Source organism: Acidovorax sp. Root70 (assembly GCF_001428225.1).
Lineage (GTDB): Bacteria > Pseudomonadota > Gammaproteobacteria > Burkholderiales > Burkholderiaceae_C > Acidovorax.
Genome location: NZ_LMHQ01000020.1, coordinates 19,541 through 36,069 on the forward strand (window position 1 = coordinate 19,541; position 16,529 = coordinate 36,069).

At 54.1% G+C, this 16,529-nt stretch carries 13 protein-coding genes and 2 pseudogenes; 3 read left to right on the top strand and 12 right to left on the bottom strand.

Translation table 11 applies throughout. The annotated features are described in order from the left end of the window. Nucleotides 1-8 precede the first annotated feature (8 nt). Genes ASD94_RS11395 through ASD94_RS11405 form a run of 3 tightly spaced genes read left to right on the top strand, consistent with a single transcriptional unit; the run spans nucleotide 9 to nucleotide 3,327 of the window. Nucleotides 9-1,178: a cyclic GMP-AMP synthase DncV-like nucleotidyltransferase gene (locus ASD94_RS11395; protein ID WP_056642848.1), complete on the top strand. Its 1,170-nt coding sequence runs from the start codon at nucleotides 9-11 to the stop codon at nucleotides 1,176-1,178. 3 nt (nucleotides 1,179-1,181) lie between these two features. Further along, nucleotides 1,182-2,897 carry a ThiF family adenylyltransferase gene (locus tag ASD94_RS11400; protein WP_056642852.1) on the top strand — a complete coding sequence of 572 codons (1,716 nt, stop codon included), beginning with the start codon at nucleotides 1,182-1,184 and terminating at the stop codon, nucleotides 2,895-2,897. Beyond that, nucleotides 2,869-3,327, top strand: coding sequence for a Mov34/MPN/PAD-1 family protein (locus ASD94_RS11405; RefSeq protein ID WP_158276489.1), 459 nt, complete (start codon nucleotides 2,869-2,871; stop codon nucleotides 3,325-3,327). The genes ASD94_RS11400 and ASD94_RS11405 overlap by 29 nt, the downstream gene beginning before the upstream one ends. Nucleotides 3,328-3,396: 69 nt before the next feature. Here the strand turns inward: ASD94_RS11405 and ASD94_RS11410 are convergent, their stop codons facing one another. The 12 genes and pseudogenes from ASD94_RS11410 to ASD94_RS11445 all read right to left on the bottom strand — a co-directional run. Beyond that, nucleotides 3,397-3,981, bottom strand: coding sequence for a hypothetical protein (locus tag ASD94_RS11410; protein ID WP_056642858.1), 585 nt, complete (start codon nucleotides 3,979-3,981; stop codon nucleotides 3,397-3,399). 1,040 nt (nucleotides 3,982-5,021) lie between these two features. Continuing rightward, entirely contained in the window at nucleotides 5,022-6,326 is a 1,305-nt protein-coding gene (locus ASD94_RS23210) for a hypothetical protein (protein WP_233250702.1), read from the bottom strand. A gap of 75 nt (nucleotides 6,327-6,401) precedes the next feature. After that, nucleotides 6,402-6,869, bottom strand: a pseudogene (locus tag ASD94_RS24290) (TniQ family protein); the annotation flags it as partial. Nucleotides 6,870-6,905: 36 nt separating this feature from the next. Further along, a complete protein-coding gene (locus tag ASD94_RS23215; RefSeq protein ID WP_082564902.1) occupies nucleotides 6,906-8,771 on the bottom strand; it encodes a TnsD family Tn7-like transposition protein in 1,866 nt (621 codons plus the stop codon). Between the two features lie 32 nt (nucleotides 8,772-8,803). Continuing rightward, nucleotides 8,804-10,198, bottom strand: a complete 1,395-nt coding sequence (locus ASD94_RS11420; protein ID WP_056642864.1) for an ATP-binding protein — start codon at nucleotides 10,196-10,198, stop codon at nucleotides 8,804-8,806. Continuing rightward, nucleotides 10,195-12,399, bottom strand: coding sequence for a DDE-type integrase/transposase/recombinase (locus ASD94_RS23220; RefSeq protein WP_082564903.1), 2,205 nt, complete (start codon nucleotides 12,397-12,399; stop codon nucleotides 10,195-10,197). The genes ASD94_RS11420 and ASD94_RS23220 overlap by 4 nt, the downstream gene beginning before the upstream one ends. Beyond that, nucleotides 12,396-12,986, bottom strand: coding sequence for a TnsA endonuclease N-terminal domain-containing protein (locus ASD94_RS23225; protein WP_082564904.1), 591 nt, complete (start codon nucleotides 12,984-12,986; stop codon nucleotides 12,396-12,398). The genes ASD94_RS23220 and ASD94_RS23225 overlap by 4 nt, the downstream gene beginning before the upstream one ends. Before the next feature lie 573 nt (nucleotides 12,987-13,559). Further along, a pseudogene (locus tag ASD94_RS11425) lies at nucleotides 13,560-13,892 on the bottom strand (tyrosine-type recombinase/integrase); the annotation flags it as partial. A gap of 159 nt (nucleotides 13,893-14,051) precedes the next feature. After that, on the bottom strand, nucleotides 14,052-14,444 hold the full coding sequence (locus ASD94_RS11430; RefSeq protein WP_015012950.1) for a YkvA family protein: 393 nt from the start codon (nucleotides 14,442-14,444) through the stop codon (nucleotides 14,052-14,054). Continuing rightward, complete coding sequence (gene dmeF / locus ASD94_RS11435; RefSeq protein WP_200954225.1) at nucleotides 14,441-15,427, bottom strand: CDF family Co(II)/Ni(II) efflux transporter DmeF; 987 nt, start codon at nucleotides 15,425-15,427, stop codon at nucleotides 14,441-14,443. Before dmeF ends, ASD94_RS11430 begins: the two co-directional genes overlap by 4 nt. A gap of 40 nt (nucleotides 15,428-15,467) precedes the next feature. After that, nucleotides 15,468-15,740 carry a metal/formaldehyde-sensitive transcriptional repressor gene (locus ASD94_RS11440; protein ID WP_056642872.1) on the bottom strand — a complete coding sequence of 91 codons (273 nt, stop codon included), beginning with the start codon at nucleotides 15,738-15,740 and terminating at the stop codon, nucleotides 15,468-15,470. Between the two features lie 486 nt (nucleotides 15,741-16,226). Beyond that, nucleotides 16,227-16,529 (bottom strand): chromate transporter (locus ASD94_RS11445; RefSeq protein WP_235510637.1); only part of this gene is annotated, 303 nt, incomplete at its 5' end.

The window sequence follows — 16,529 nt, forward strand, 5'->3', positions numbered from 1 at the left end:
CAAGAAACATGCTCAAACTCAACCGCCTGCTCTTCGCTACTGCCGAAGAAGTGTTCATCAACAGTATCGAACCTACCAAGGACCAGCGCCGGGTGCTGGTTGAAGCCAAGAACGAGATCCGCGATCACTTGAGGCCACGAATCCGAGAAGCGACGATCAAGGCGCTGGGCATGGACAAGGCCGTCACCCCGCGTTTCCGGACACAAGGCTCGTGGTCGTACCAAACCTGCGTGCAGCCAGCCTGGCATCCGCCCCAGGAAATGGACTGGGACTTCGGTGTCTACCTGCCAGTGTCTGTGTGGGAGGAAAGTGGGCCTCCGCACGCCATGGCCCAGCTCTACTTCAAACTGGTCGAAGGCCTCTTGAAGGATCTTTGCAAAGAAAAGGGCTGGAAGCTGTACAGCGGCAAGGACACATGCATTCGGGTGCAGATAAATGCCTGGGCGCATATCGATATCCCGTTGTACGCGGCGCCGGAAGCACAGTTTGCGCAAATCGTCGAGAAACGCGTGTTCGATGCGGCCGCGAAATCGGACGCACGTGAAGCGCTCGCCGCAGAATTTGCAGAAGAGGATTTCACCCTGCAGCAGTGGGAGGACATGGTCGACATCATGATGGCGACGCGCTCGGGCGAATGGAAACCGTCGGACCCCGAAGAGGTATCTCGGTGGTTCCTTGACCGTGTCGAGGAGCACACCGAGCAACTGCAGCGCGTGTGCCGTTACCTGAAGGCCTGGCGTGACCTGCACTGGAAGGCCGGCGACGGCCCCACTTCAGTGTGCATCATGATCGCCGTGGCGCAAGCCTTCGAACCCAAGCGTGGGCGCGACGACGTGGCGCTTGAGAGATCCGCACGGGCGTTGTCGATCGCGCTGAAGGGCAACGTGCACGAGCCCGCTATCGCAGAAGGCAAGGAAGATTTCAACAAGCGCCTGGATGCCAATGGCCGCCAACACGCATCGACCCTTGCTGCAACACTGGCTTCCCAGATCCAGGCAGCCAGAATGAAAGCATCGCACTTGGCCGGTGACGCGATCGATATCCTCCGAGCACAGTTGGGCAGCCGCGTGCCCTACCGGACGGACCTGGTTGAGCCGGACAGCGGCGACGACGTCGTCCGGCTGGTCGGCGCAGATCGGGTATCTCGCCCAGTAGTGAATTCGACAAGCGCAGGCTGAGCAATGCCGGAGGCTGCGGCATCGCTCCTTGGCGAGGCGCTCCGGCTGCTGAGGTCGCGCGGCTTCACGCCCAGCGGCTATCGGCGAGGCACGCGGTCATTCGATGGAGCACTTCCGTGTAAGGGCGGGCCGATCAAGGTCAGGCTCAGCGTCACCGACTGGGACTTTCTGACCTACCCCTCGATCAGGATCCTCGATCACCTCGATGTCCTGCCGCCCCTATCGCCGCACGTGTATGCATCGGGAGGTCTGTGCTACTTTGCCTCTGGCGCAGTGGTGTTGGACCGGTTCGATCCGGCAGAATCGATTGCGCAGTGCCTGGACCAGGCGCAACTCGTGCTGGATCGCATCCGGCATGACCCTGATTTCAGGCACGACGACATCCAGGACGAATTCCTGCAGCACTGGTCGCACGGCGAATCCTCCGCCGTCTATTCGGTGCTGATCGGGAACGTTGACCGAACGACCCAGTCGTCGAACTACTGGTTCTTGGACATTGCAGGTGCTTCGCACGCCGTTGTCGCCGACAACAAGGAGGAAGTCGAAGCGCTTGCCTTGGCGTTAGGGGCCCAGCCTCCCAAAGAGACGAAGTGTCCGTGCTGGCTGTTCGCAACTCAGACGCGGCCTGCGGTACCGAAAGCAATCCCGGCGACCATCAAAGAGCTATTCGCGTGGCTCCAGGCATGGGATCACCGGCTGTACCAGCAACTTCAACGCGTGCTCGAACGCGAGACACAGTATCTCAAGTACTCCATCGCAACGTTCGCCATCCACACACCGCTGGGGTGGCTAGGGTTCGGTTTTGATCTGGATCCGCTACATCGGCTTGGCGCTGCCAGGAAGCCTAGGCTCTATCGCCAATTTCTCCACACGAGAGGGGGAACGAGCAAGATCAGTAGGCTGGCGATCACCGAGTTCGGCCCGGACTTCGTCCACAGCCGCAATCTGACGTTCCCCGACCTGAAAGGAAAGAAGATCACCGTAGTCGGCTGCGGTGCCATCGGCTCGCATGTTGCACCGGGTCTCGTGCGGCTGGGCGCCGGCACGGGTGCAGGATGTCTGGACCTTGTGGACTACGATGACATGAAGCCGGAGAACCTTGGCCGGCATGTGCTGGGCTACCCTGCGCTCTTCAAGAGCAAAGCCGAAGCATTGGCCGAAGAGCTCAAGCGACAGTTCCCATTCGCAAAAATCCGGGCCCGCGTCCGCAGTGTCAAGGGACTCCCAGACCTCTTCGATGCGGATCTGGTGATTGATGCAACTGGCGAGGAGATTGTGAGCGAGATGATCAACGCCATGCGCCTGGACAAAGGCACTGAAGTACCGGTGCTCCACGTACGGATCCGGGGGAACGGGGAATGCGTCCAGACTTTCTGGGCAGAGGGGCGCCGCCTCGGATGCTTCCGATGCCTGTTGCAGGCTGAGCACAATCACTATCGGCAGGAGCGCTTCCCGGTCCTGAAAGAGCTGCCCACGCGCAAACAACTGGGCTGCAATGGCTTCACGCCGTACGCGGTCAGCGCACCGATGGCTGCGGCGGCGCTGTGCTTGGAAGTTGTAGTCGACTGGCTTCAATACGGACGGGCAAGCCCGCGATTCCGAACCAGCGCGATGGCCAATGCGAACGTCTACGGCGTCAAAAATCAGGACGTCTCTCGATTGGCTGCCTGCCCCGCTTGCGGGCCTCGTGATGCTCAAGCCACTGCCATTCGGCCGTAATGGCGCGATGCTGCTCATTGAGCCGCAATTATTGGAGCGGCTATTGGGCCTCAGGCAGCTGACGGCGTCCGCACCCGAGGCTGGCGGCATTCTGATGGGCTACCGCCGCGGCCCCCACACCCACGTGACAGAAGCTACCTTCCCGACGGCGGCAGATGTTCAGCGGCGTTTCGGATTCTTCCGTCATGCCACACATCACCAGCGGGTGTCGCGGCGTCGTTGGAAAGAAAGCGGCGAGACAATAGACTACGTCGGCGAATGGCACACGCACCCTGAAGACGCCCCCTTGCCATCAGGCGTCGACCTCAAGCACTGGCAGGACATCGCGCAGGGGGTTTCTAAACCGATGGTCTTCTTGATCGTCGGCCGAGTTTCTAACTGGTGCGGAGTCGGTATGGGGGCAGAATTGACATGCGTCTCCGACATGTAGGCCTCAATTCAAATCGCCGACCAATCAAAGATTGCCCCCCTCCAAACGGCTCCATATTGGTGATCGTTTTTACAGCGTGCGTCGGAACTCGAAATGACCGCCGGATTCACGACTGGTGAAATAGTTGCCGCTGAGGCGATCATAGGTGGCGACATCGACGACCAAAGACGCGGCTCCCTGGTAAACCATGTTCTGCCCGGGCGATTGATACTTTTCCCTCACCTCGTAGATGTAGTGGAGCAAGGGCCGCGCGGATTCCGGATCTTTCTTGACTGAAAGCGCTATGGTGCGCGACTCAGATCGTGGGGCATCCATCTCAATAGAAAGCGTGAAAAAATTCTGTTTGATCGACACGGTACCCAGTGCAAGACCAGTTTTTCCATCCTTTACCCAGTCAATGGATGCAGCCCAGGTTCCGTTGAGATCGGGATAGAGCCATTGATTGAGACGGGGCACTTTTTCCCATATCCAGCGCCAACCAACGTAGACGAAGAACAGTAGTCCGAGATCGATCACTACCGCACCGCTAAACACGCGAAGGAAGCTGACCTCAATACCTAGCCGTTCCATTCCAAGCGCCACAAGAAAAGCCAGCAGCGCATACAGTCCAGCTAGCATCGAAATCACTTTTGTCATCGGAAGAAGGCTAAACATCACGCCACCTTTCCGTGCTCAAAAACTATCGGGCCATATTGCTTCGACACAACTCCCGTGCAAATCACGCCCTCAAGGCAAGACCCGAAGGCAGCTGCAAGGTAGCGCCCACCGAACCTCAGTCCGTTCGCAGGAGTCTCCACTTGCGCGGAAATCGCGGGTGAAAAATAGACTGACACCTGGATGAGCGCAAGAGCTGTGTCAACGACGTGAAATCCATCGTGAAAAGGGCTCCCCTCCCGCGAGATATTCATCAAGACTTCAAATGTGGTTTTGTCATGGATGCCCCTTGGCTGTTCACTTCGCATAGGGAGGATTGGTATCGTAGACACGCCATCCCACACAATGACCCCCAGTCCAGAGAACGTTGTGTCAACCTGGGTATGAATCCTATGGAGGAGCGCCTTGAGCTTAGTTTTAGGCTCCATGGACTCTGGGGGCTTAGAAATCATGTGATTGGGTGGGCACGAGTTGCGTGGCGTATTGTCCGCCAGTATCTCCCGCATGCTCGTAGCGAACGCCAGTAGGCTTACGCCACATCTCGTGGTAGATCTGATGTTGGCCGGAGCACAGGAACCATTTTTATACCCAGCAACTTTAACCGGCACCATACCCTGGTCTGGTCAAGTAGACACGGAACGCATGGTCACCTTGCAGTGTACTTTGTGGTCAAGTGCATCTAGCTTCCGCAGCAATATACCTCTGCCGTCACATGCCTCCTGTATGGCCACTAAGACAATTGCTTTTAAAACGGTTGGTCCTGTGGGTAATCGTCAATTTAGTCACTTTTGCTGCATCACTTAATTGATGTCTCACTTTTTAGGTTCAGCCGACGAGTGAATTACGCCCTGTCGTCATAATTTATGTGTTTGATGGTGCTGTAAATGCCGTCGTGGCCCCCTCGAAGTTCTAGGCGCTGAGGAGGTCGGGTTCGTCGGGGGCGGAATATCAGCATCGGCGGCAAGCCGCCTCCGCAGAGCAGTTGAAGGATTTTAGTCAGATGATTATTCGCGATATTTGACTAGAAGATGTCGCTTGTATTAATTCAGAGGTTTTAAGTCGACTCGGTTGAGGCGGTGTAATCGGGCTATCTGCTCTGGGTCTGTGTTAAAAGATTCACGAATTGCTTGACGACTTAATCCGCTTGAAAGCAAATCGATTGCAGAGCGCGCGTGTTCCCTGTTACGGGAAGTCGTGTTGAGCCCTGCCGCTAGCAGAACTGTTGTAGGCGTCATATTTGTCTCTGCAAGAGCTAACGCTTGTGCTGCCCACAGTGCCAATCTACGATCTTTGTCGGCGTTGATTTTGCTTATCATCGTGTGCAGCCTACTGCCGGGTGGGGTTGCTCTGGTAATTGAAGAAACTCCTCTTGATGATAGTTGAGAAAGTCTTGATCTGGTGATCTTATGAGGGCGCCGTTCTATGCGAATCGCCTTCATTAATGCGAATACGAGGTCTCTTTCAATGTCATCTATTTTTGGATTTTTATGTTCTTTTTTTCTGTTGGTGGGAGTGCTCAAATTTTTGGAGGCAGGGATTTTTGCTGATGTAAGTTTGGTGATCGGTTTGAGTGGGGGGGCTGTAAAATCTGATGGGCTTAATTTTGCGGTGCTTATCAGCCAGTTCTGGTCCCTTATAATTGCTCTAAAGAGGGGGCGCGATGCACTGGCGAATATTTTTTTAAAATCTCCATTTTTTTTTAATAGTCGACCTAACTTCTTTCTATCGCTCTCAATCGGCGGCAGTGTTTTCAACTTTGGACACCATCTTTTAATCGAATCTGGATGATGGATCCTCAGGAGCCAGTAGAGTCGAGGGTGAGATCTCTGGAATTTCGTAGCCACCTCGCCTGGGTATGCTTTTGAAAAGTTCAGGAGGACTTCTTCGGCGTGCTTCAAACCGTAGACGTACTTCGGACTCCTTTGCTTGATGTGAATGCCGACAGTTCTATTTTTTGAAATTAATAGTGCGGATTCGTCGAAGGTTAGTCCAGCGGCAGTGAAGAGGGATGCAAAGTCCTCAGCTTTAAACCTCCCCAAATCCAGATTGAGTCTGAGATGGCAGTCGCTGCTCGGCGGCGCGATAACGAATTTGTGAGGAGAAATGCTGATTGGCTTACCGTAAACTTTGATAAGAGATTTGATATATCCTGTGGAGAAGTCATGCGGCGATAGTCCAAGAGCTTCGCTGGCGGCGGACTTGACTTGAGCGTGCGACCACAGTGAATTTTTAGAAAAAATTGAATCCGCACAAAATTTACTCAATCGCTTGAAGGCACTGCTTACTGGCGATTTTCTGACCGGCAATGACCGTAGATCCGCGCCGCATTCGCAGACGATGGGCATAGGTCGAAGTACCATTCTGTTAATTGGCACAACAAGCATTTTGCACTTGGGGCATGAAATTCTTAACCATTCTTCATGAACTGTGCATGTCAATGCGGGCTGCATCTGATGAATTCGATGAAGATAGGGCTCACCGTATTTTTTGAAGTCCTCATCAAGACAGGATGGACAGAAACGCACAGCGGGTTGGTGATTGCAAGGAATGAATCCAAGGGACCGAAGTCTCCCACTTCGTGTTCCATACCCCGCTGTCTCTAGGTTCAGCGGTCTCTTGTGAGCCGTGTTGAATACTCGAAAGAATTGACTTGTAGTTAACCTATCGGTGACTTCATTTCCTGGTAGCCCCATTTGATCGGTGATGAATGCTACGACTGCAGGATGAGGCGGGCTTGCCTGATAAATTGAAAGATTGGGACTGAGGTGGGCTACAGAATTTGATATTTTTCGAAAAACACTCTCACCATTGTGAACTACAAATCTTGTGAGAACCGAGCACAGAACTTCGTCTGGGTAAGGGGTGGGAACGTATGGCAGGAATACCATGAAGGGGCTTAGAGAGTTAGTTGGTGCCCAAGACCTTTAGGTGTGCTCGTTGATTCGTCGTTGAGCGTACGCGATAAGGTCCGCAGGCCATATACGAAGGCCTGCAGCACGCTGAATTTTCCATAATTTAATGTCGGACTCTCGTTGCACTAAAAAATCGATTGCGAAGTTAACCCTCCGAATTCTGAACGACTCAGGTGTCTCCGAAAAACGTGATAAGAGCGCCTTAAAGTGGGGTAGTTTGTCGCGGCGCCATTGAGAGGATTGCCCCAGCCCTGAGCAAAGCCGAGCTACTGAGATTCGCATGGGTGGTTCAGCCCTTAATAGCAAGATCATCCTAGTGAGAACTTTCGAGCAGAGCTCCTGATCTCGGGCCGGCCAATTCACCGTACCACGCGTGCTCACCGATTTGCGATATTGCGCATTGGAAGTAAGTAGCCAACTGCGATCATGTCGATAGAGCCAAGCATAGTCAGAAAAGCCCAGAGACCTTGCTTTGGAGATTCCCTCAACGCCAGGCGTTTTTAACACTCCCATCCACCGGTCACGCCGAGACGTTCGTTGTGCCATGAAAAGTGAACGTTGGCGGTGCAGTTTGGTGCCCTTCTCGTACGCTAATTCCCGATATATAGTTTGCACGGAAACCCCATTACGAAGGGCAATAGACTGCAATTCCAAACCTGACAACAAGTCGTGCCCTATCGAAGTTCGAGTTTGGGCGCCGACGAATTTACGACGCTCTTTCACTTCGATTTTTCGCTGTCTACGATACTTGACGATGGTGCCGACACTCTTGCCCGTTTGTTGAGCTATCTGACGGCAGGACAATGACGGGTTGCGTAGGAGATGTTCTATTTCAAGGCCTGGTACTTGTAGGGATTTCTTTGTCTCACCACGAGGAATCGCGTGCGCACTTCCTCGTGTCGCTTCGCGTGAAGACCGCTCTGCGTCAACTGCCAAGCTGAACTCTGCTATGGAGCCAAATAAAAAATCAATCATCAGCAGGTGGCATATCGGATGCAATGAGCGGTCAGGACGCTCAACCAGATCTTCAATCCAGCGCAAAGGACTTCTGGCGGTCTGCAGCAGTCGTGATTGATGCTGAAAGTTAGCGAAGTCGGCAAAGTAGTGCCTCACCTCAGTTGCAACTAATTGGTAGTCGAGGCTTCGACGGCTCGACTGAAAGCCTTTTGCCGACAGGCGGTTTCGATATACGTTGGAGCGATCGGCATTGTTTATCGGCGGTAGTGCTGCCAGCAGGAGATCCGCTGATAGTTGCGCAAATCGGAATTGAAAACCACATTCAGGGGTTATGCATTCCTCGCCGCTAGGAAGGCCTGGATACATTAGGGGTTGGCCAAATAGGCCTTCCTTTGGGACACTTTGTTGTTGCAACTGCAGAGAATGGCGGACGCAGCAGTTCACTCCGGGTAGATGGTGCTGCCGATGCCAGTAGTGGCAGCCGTTCATCTCAATATCTTCGGCTACACATGCGGGGCAAAAGCGGTGTGGCGTGTTGATTCCGAACCGGTTTGCAACGAGACCAAGCCGCAGTTTCAAGTCAAGGGAGTTACTTGAGCGCGAGTCCTCCATTAGTTGTGCATAGCGCTCGTGATCCAAGAACGGCCTGTGATACGGTAGCAGCGTACTGGCTTCCATAAGAGCGGCGAAAGAGTCGTGTGGCAGCGCCCCCGCGTATCGCTCGTTCATGGCATCGAAGTGAGTGGGAAGGGTAAGGCTGGGTGTAACCGTCCTGCCACCAAAAATTTTCCTCACTGCGTCTCGGCCCGTTCCCCACGCATTCAAGATTGCTAACCTGCACAGCCATGAATACAGCAGTTCGTCATGGAGCAGCTCAGGCGTGTAGCAGATAGTTGTTGAAGCGAGGCGAGCGCGGTGCACGTTTGCTAACTCCAGTCAATCAGCAAGTAGTCTCAGCGGGCCAGCGGATCCTCTAAGGGGAGGTCAACCGGCCGAGGCGAGGCCCTTTTTTTGTTCTTTGTCGCAGCGGGACTGGGGGGCACGCTCTCTTCGTGTACATCGTCAAACTCATCGTTTTTTACCCCTTTGGGTCGAGCAGGCTCCTCTGCCCCAAGCAGGGCGCGCATAGCTTTGTACCTAGGACTGAACAGCAGATCGTCAAACATTCGAAGCTTTGCAGGGTTCTTGCTGAGCAAGGCTGCAATTGCCGGTCCAAGAAATGCCATGTCAGTCGCCGCGGTTCGCTGAAACGCAGTAGCGTCGATAATTTCGCGCCCGCCAATCTCATTGTGCTGAGATAGTGTGAACGCGAGCGCCGCGAAGGCCGTATTTCCCGCTGAGGCCGTGTACCAAGCATCAAGGATTTCTTTCGTCAGCTTTGTCTTTGTCTTGACAAACGTATAGTCCCAATACGTATCGCAGAATTCTTCCCACTGAGGGCTATTCCTTGCCATCGGCTCAATTACCAAGCTCCCGAAGGAAGCGAGTTTGCGGGTGTTTCGTACCGCTCCTTCTACGACAGCTTGGACCGCTGGTGTTGCAAGCGCCAACAAGCTAATGCCGAGCCGCTCAATGATTTCACTGAATAGGTTTAGTACAAGCTCCGCATTTTGGGCGCGCGCGCTGCGCAAATTCTGAACTTCATCAACGACAATAAAGCCCAAGGAGACAGCTGTTGCGACTTTGTTCATCAAGTCGACCATGGGCGCAATATTGCGTAGCGCTGCCGCCTTCCGCGAATAGTCGGTTCCTAGCAGTCGGTCGATCTCGTTGAAGAATTGCAGGCACAACGACTTGAGTGTTGCGTCGTGAGGCACTCTGAGAAGAACGTATACGACCTGATGGCATTTCAGATCAGCTCCGTGATAATTCGAGTGGCAAATAACCTGCTTGTATCTCAGCAAAGCTGCAGCTGCGAAAGTAGTCTTGCCTTGCCCGCTAACAGACATCATGAAGTAGCCTTTAGCCGAAGGTTTCCAGTCAGCGGGCATTGGTAGACCATTGGTTCCGGTGGTGGCAATGGCGTGCCTCCTCTGCCGGTCCATCGTAGTCAAAGGGTGGCGCGCTACATAAGTGTCGCGGGCCATCTTGGCCAGGGTGAAGCCAGCCTTTTGATATTCAGGGAAAGGGTAGACGATGTCGTTGATGGTGGACAGCTCCATCAGTCGAACGACCTCGCTACTCCTGCGAAGCGTTGCCGACGGCTTCGCTGGGTAGTGCGCGAGGTTAGTCAGAAAGTCACTTTTGCTTTGCTCCAGAGGCGGCATTGCCTCAATGAACGGATTGCCTGCAAATCGAGAAACTCCTGTATCGTGATACACCGCAGGGAATATCTCAACATCCTTCATCGCTTGCTCCTGTTTAGCTTCACTAGTTCTACCAATCGAGCCTTCTCCTCTCGCTCCACTTCACTCCAGCTTTTCCCAACGGACGCACTGGCCGTGTGCTCTTCGAACTCTGTGTGTGTTTGGGCATGCAACTTGTTTTTGAGTTTTGCGGTTTCTTGATACCTAGCTCGTTGCATATCAACATTAGGTAAACGTTCGGCGGGGGCGCTCTTATGCCGGTTGTTGACAGGCTTGGCCGCCTTTGCGGCAACCCGTACGCGTCGACTTTCATGGTCGGAGCGGGCCCAAAGGCGTGCATTGACAGCCGCGAAGGCCTCCTCCTCGTCAATTGAAATTCCTTCGCTGTCCCTTGCGTCACCAGCGCCCATCACGAAACACGGCCATTCGCCGTGTCTGCTCGCTATCATGATTACCGCTGGCTGCGTCTTGTCGAGTCGGATGTCCAGAGAAGGCCTGTTTCTGGGCGATCGCCTGATGTAGTCGATTGCGGCCTCGTTAGAGGGATGATATGCACGAGTCTTGTAGCGAAGAACACCTCCTGAAATACTCGCTTTATCTGAACTGAGTAACAGTCGGTAATAGTCTTCTTCCGTGTACGGTGCAGACCGAAGTCCCGTTATGTTTTCGAGTCCCCAAACATACGCATTTTTCGGCGTAGGTTCGATGCCGTGTTGTGTAAGGATTTTTCGACGCTTGAGGGCTTGATGGGGACGGTTGTTGTAGTCCTTCACAATTTCGATTAACGCTCGGTACGCATCCGCAAGTGTGTGCACTGCAGCAGCTTCAGCCTTACGTGCGGCCCTTCTTGATTGAGGATCTAAGGGACGGTCTGCGTAAACACCTTTCATCCCCGATGCCGCCATGCGCTGCTTGATAGTGCGGATTAGCCTCTCTACTATTGCTTTGCCGTCTGGGCATAGAGGGGGGAGTGGCGTCAGGTCGATGCGCAGATCATCGACCACGCTTTGCAACATAGATCCACTCATGAAGTCGGATCCACGATCAGGACAGATAACGGCTGGAATGCAGCCTATAGGCCATTGATTGTCAGAAACTTCTATGCCCAATCTCGAGAAGCGTTTTTCGCGAGAGGTAAATGCAATTAAGAGCGTATTGCGAACTTCCTCGTACGAAGGCGCGCGCAAAGAGATGTACGCTGAGACGACAAATCTACTCCACCGGTCAATTAGGAAGTAAATGGTTGGTTTGCCTACCACTACAGGATTTTTTTCGCTGGAGACTAGGTAGAGTCGCCCTCCGGTAGAATCGATCTCATATATTTCACCTGGACCTGCCGAAACTAGCGAGTTGGTGTTGGCAGGGTCACGACGAAGCCTGCGCTCATTTCGTGCTAAGTCTTCCGTAAGCTGCAACTCACCATTTATGTAGTAGCAAAACTGGCGATAGGTTACTGGCTCTGATATCTGTTTTTTTATGTACTGGCGATAAGTATCAGGGTGGCTCTTCTGGAAAAAAGTGCTTAAGTAGGTTTCGTGCGCAGTGGTCTTATTTGTTGGCCCCTTTCTGAGCAATTGCTTATAGCATCTGAGCATGTCGTCGACATCATCCGGAGTGACAACAAAATTATTAGGACCTAGTTCATCGCTCAGAATAGTTTTCCGGCCGCGGCGATTATTGGCCTTATCCGGAATTTCGCCATTTGCATGGTCTTTTTCACCTGACTCTTCACGACCCCTCGTGGTGCGCTTGGGGCCGCGAGGCAGTGCAACCAGTGCTATTTTTGTGCTGCCGAAGTAGTAGTAACGAAGGATGAGACGGTGCAGCGTCTTTTCCGCAACGTCTATGCTTAAAGCTCTCTCTCGAATTAAGGCGGTAAAGTGATGTCTCGATAGGTTCGTCCTATTTTCAAATGCTTGTATTACAGGCGCGATCTGGACCCATGCTGATTGAATTTTTCCTGCCTGAGAACTACCGCTTTCGGCTGGCACGGAGAGCTGTTGTGGAAGTACTATGCGACCCCATTTCGATGTAGGTGAGGTGAGCGCGCTAAGTTGATTCCAAGAATAGAAAATCGGTCGTTTGGCATACCTGGCTTCTTCGGGTGTGCCCACCCACATCGCATATACCCCATCCTCAAAAATATGAGTTAGGCGAAGATACCGACCTGGTCGTTCGGAGTCATGCAGTGCCAAGCCTACATGAAGGGTTGGCTGATTGGGTAGCGCACGAAAATCAGTCATCGCTTCTTCTGATTCAAAAACAGTGGTCGATTGAGCGCCAACGGATGACCAAGCGAGATATCTATTTGACCTGACCAAGCACAGTACCGAAACATGTCCAGCACCTGCGAATTGGGGAGTCGAAGAGTCTTGGTGAGCCTTGCCACTAACTCACTGAGCAACTCGTTGCTTTTGTAGAAGCTCTCGAAAGCAAGTAAGAAGCGTGGATCAAGTTGTGTTTCCGGATTGAAACGATGGCGAAACCACCCACGCATGAAGCGCAGGATTTCAAGTAGTGTCTTATTGAAGCGCGACGTATCTACCAACGTCCAAGGTATGCCTCGTTCTTGACACCATCTGTGCTCCACCTCTAAACGCAATCTCTTTGACGGATCGGCCGCATCTTCAGAAGTCTTAACGCTCGCTGCACGGTAGCTCTTTCCGTCCGCCGTCAGTTCCGTGATCAGAAAGTCGATCGTGAAGGGCTCCGGCAACCCTCTCTTATATATGTGTCGAACCTCAAGTTCCGTACAGAGCTCTAGAGTCCTATCCAAATCCAAGATAGGCCATTGCTCTCGAATGTCCACCACACTCTCACGACGTTCCATAAGGTACAGATAGGTGGCCTCCAGATCGGAAAGACCTTGATGCGGGCGACCCGTAACGATGCCATGCCCACCCAACGAAGTGCCGCGTGAAGGAACGTCGCGTATGTAAAGCCAAGGCAGGTACTCGGCGCCCTGGAGCAGGCCTCGTCCCCTCTTGACGCGTGCTCTTAAATGGCTGGGGTAGAGGAGGGGGTCTGGTTTCCAATGCACGCGTCCATTCTGAGGGAATCACCAAAAAAGTCCATAAAAATTGTTTAAAAAGTCCAAAACATTAGTCGAATAAGGTTCTGACTCCAACAAATAAAGTGCGTCGGACGTAAATAAAGTCCGTCGGGGAAATTCCGTATTGAGAAATTAATGCCGCCTCATTTGAGGCGGTTCATGTATCGATGCATGTGGAGGGGAGGGGCGGTGGGCTGCTTCAGGCTGGTTGCGGTCGTTCAGTATGAGCTGGCGAATGACCGGTTCGGCTAGAAGCGGAAATATGCCAACTCACCTAACCTGTGATTGGATGTGAGCACCATCGCCCGTGGGAGCGTAGTTGTGCGGCCGCCGGGGCGACTGAACTGTCGACTAGATTTCAGTCTGCTCAGATATTTCAAGCGCATCATCTACCTCGATGCCAAGATAGCGCACAGTGGACTCAAGCTTGGAGTGACCAAGAAGAAGTTGCACAGCGCGCAAGTTCTTTGTTCGCCGGTAGATCAGCGTTGCCTTGGTTCTTCGCATAGAGTGCGTGCCATATTCTGCTGGGTCAAGACCGAGCTCCTCCACCCAGCCACCTAGTATCCGCGCATACTGTCGTGTCCCCAAGTGCGGTGAGCCATGGATACGGCTCGGGAAGAGAAAGTCATCGGACTTAAGCCCTGCGACCTTGATCCACTTCTGCACAGCTTCACGGGCAGCAGCCCACGAACACATCCCCACATCTGAAGTACGTCTCGCTTGGGGGCGGAACTAAGGGGCATAGGGGGCCTTGCGCCGGTCGATTCAGCGAGGCGATCTAGAGAATGTCAAGGAAATTCGGTGCAAGAAGAGTCCCTCGAGTTACGCGCGGGGGCCAACCTATAGATACAGCTTGAGCCACAAGCATGCCGCTGTAGCTACGCTCAACCACACCATCACGACGAGCACCATCCCAAACTGACTTCTGGGTTTGGCACCCTTAGCTCGTATCCAAGCATCCGCCTGGACGCGGCATTCCGCAAGGACATCCGGTGGCAGTAGCTTCACGGTCAGCCAGATCAATGCTGGCAACAAAAGTATGTCGTCAACGTAACCCAATACGGGGATGAAATCCGGGATCAGGTCGATGGGACTCAGTGCGTAAGCAACTACAAAGACTCCCAGAATCTTCGCATGCCAGGGTGTGCGGGGATGCTTGCCCGCAAACCAAAGCGTCACGCCGTCGCGCTTGACCCGCTTGGCCCAGGTCTTCAATAGGATCCCGATACTCATGTGACCTGCCGCTGAATCTCTACCGTGACATGCGAAAGCTCGTGAATTTGCGCCATCAGCGCTTTGTAGTGCGAAGGCTCTTTCGGCTCCGGTGCTGTCAGCGAGACAATGACCGCGAAGTGACCCGGCCCGACCTGCCACACGTGCAGATCGGTAACCTTGCTTCCTGTTGGCGCCATCGCCTCCCGGATCTCCAGCTGCACTTCCTCTCCTTCGGCTGAGGCATCCAGCAAAACACTACCAGAGTCGCGGATCAGACCCCAGGACCAGCGGGCTATCACCAGCGCGCCTACCACGCCCATGAGAGGGTCAGCCCACAGCCACCCGTAACTGCTGCCGACCAGCAGCGCGACGATGGCCAGCACCGAGGTAAGCGCATCCGCCAAGACGTGGATGTACGCAGCGCGCAGATTGTTGTCGCGGCTCATGCCCGGCGCATGGTGGTCATCGTGGCCGCAGTTGTCGCCGCGCTCAGAGTCATGTTGATGATGGCCGTGGTGGTGACCGTGGTGCGCGTGATCGTCTTTCAGCAGCCAAGCGCAGACTACGTTGATGACCAAACCCACGGCGGCCACGACGATCGCTTGGTTGAAATCGATAGGGATCGGTTGGGTCAGCCGGACCACGCTTTCGTAAGCGATAAGCAGGGCAATCAACGCCAGGATGACTGCGCTCGCAAAGCCAGCCAGGTCGCCGAGTTTGCCCGTGCCGAACGTAAAGCGCCGATTGCGCACGTGCTTGCGTGCGAAGCGATAAGCCAACGCGGTGATCAGCATAGCGCCTGCATGGGTGGACATGTGCCAGCCGTCGGCCACCAGCGCCATTGAGCCGTAGAGCGTGCCCGCAATGATCTCAACCAGCATCATGCTGGCCGTGAGGGCAATGACCAGCCACACTTTGCGCTCGTTGCGCTCGTGGTCGGAGCCCAGAAAGAAATGGTCGTGTGCTGACTCGGCGACTGCAGTGGGTGTTGCAAAGCTCATTTGTATTTTCCAATGTGGAGGTGACTTTGGTGCAACAGGTTCATTTCATGTAAGCCCGGATGACCTCAATCATTTCCTCACCGCCCCGGTGGCGCTCCGTGTTGTCCGACGGCGCAAGCACGTGCTCACGCAGGTGGTCTTCCATCACCTCGGCGGTCAATCCGCTGACTGCACCCCGCACGGACGCGATCTGACGCAGCACTTCGACACAGGGTGCATCTGAATCTAGGGCGCGCTCGATTCCTTCGATCTGACCCTTGATACGGCGGACACGCGCGATCAACTTGGATTTTTCACGAGAGGTATGGGACATATTGGGGAGCAATAAAAATAGTCTAGGGGACTATATTACCAAAGGTGAGTGCAAAGTTGCTGCGGGGGCATACGGTGATGATTTTGAGGTCGAGACAAGTTTGGGCTTTGATTGCCAATCGGAACCAAAGGCTATGGCAGCTCGCGCAACTAAGGCTCCGTGCGCATTTCCACTGGGCTCTCGCAGCTGTATACGTTCACATAGACTGCCGAGCCCACTTGGATGGCGGTCGGACTGGGCGCGCGGCCTGAACACTAGTTCTGGGCGAGATGCGTATTCCGGTTCCCTTGAACACTCGGACCGACCACGTGGGCACCCAAGCCATTGATCATGAATGGCAATGATTCTCTGAAGATCGTGGGCTAACCTGTGGCAACAGCTCTCGCCGTTCCAAAGCCTCTCTCAGAGCAAAAGCGAAGAGGCAGCACATGCGTTGTGGAGAGTTCTGATCCGCCCATCCCACTGGACGCAGCACTGCCCACCGAATCACATGGCAAGCAGCCAACCAGCCATAGCGGCAAGTGCCACGACCAGCACTGGTGACTGTCGGCCATAGACCAGCAGACCAAACGCCGCCAGCGCCAGTCCGAAATCTGCCCGTGAATGGATGGCACTGGTCCACACGGGGTCGTAGAGCGCTGCTGCGAGCACGCCGACCACGGCTGCGTTCACCCCAGCCATTGCATGTTGGCGCCGATTCAAAATTGAGCCACCGTGCCGATTGAATTTTGAGCCAGGGCTAATGGCCAACCTGTGAAGGTCGGCTGTGGATAAGTGTAGTGCCTTGGG

Excerpts from the sequence above, each read along its gene's own strand:
- ASD94_RS11430 (WP_015012950.1), bottom strand. The coding sequence starts at position 14,444 with ATGAGTATCGGGATCCTATTGAAGACCTGGGCCAAGCGGGTCAAGCGC.
- ASD94_RS11410 (WP_056642858.1), bottom strand. The coding sequence starts at position 3,981 with ATGTTTAGCCTTCTTCCGATGACAAAAGTGATTTCGATGCTAGCTGGA.
- dmeF (WP_200954225.1), bottom strand. The coding sequence starts at position 15,427 with ATGAGCTTTGCAACACCCACTGCAGTCGCCGAGTCAGCACACGACCAT.
- ASD94_RS11440 (WP_056642872.1), bottom strand. The coding sequence starts at position 15,740 with ATGTCCCATACCTCTCGTGAAAAATCCAAGTTGATCGCGCGTGTCCGC.
- ASD94_RS11405 (WP_158276489.1), top strand. The coding sequence starts at position 2,869 with ATGCTCAAGCCACTGCCATTCGGCCGTAATGGCGCGATGCTGCTCATT.
- ASD94_RS23220 (WP_082564903.1), bottom strand. The coding sequence starts at position 12,399 with ATGACTGATTTTCGTGCGCTACCCAATCAGCCAACCCTTCATGTAGGC.
- ASD94_RS23210 (WP_233250702.1), bottom strand. The coding sequence starts at position 6,326 with ATGCCCATCGTCTGCGAATGCGGCGCGGATCTACGGTCATTGCCGGTC.
- ASD94_RS11395 (WP_056642848.1), top strand. The coding sequence starts at position 9 with ATGCTCAAACTCAACCGCCTGCTCTTCGCTACTGCCGAAGAAGTGTTC.
- ASD94_RS11420 (WP_056642864.1), bottom strand. The coding sequence starts at position 10,198 with ATGAAGGATGTTGAGATATTCCCTGCGGTGTATCACGATACAGGAGTT.
- ASD94_RS23225 (WP_082564904.1), bottom strand. The coding sequence starts at position 12,986 with ATGGAACGTCGTGAGAGTGTGGTGGACATTCGAGAGCAATGGCCTATC.
- ASD94_RS11400 (WP_056642852.1), top strand. The coding sequence starts at position 1,182 with ATGCCGGAGGCTGCGGCATCGCTCCTTGGCGAGGCGCTCCGGCTGCTG.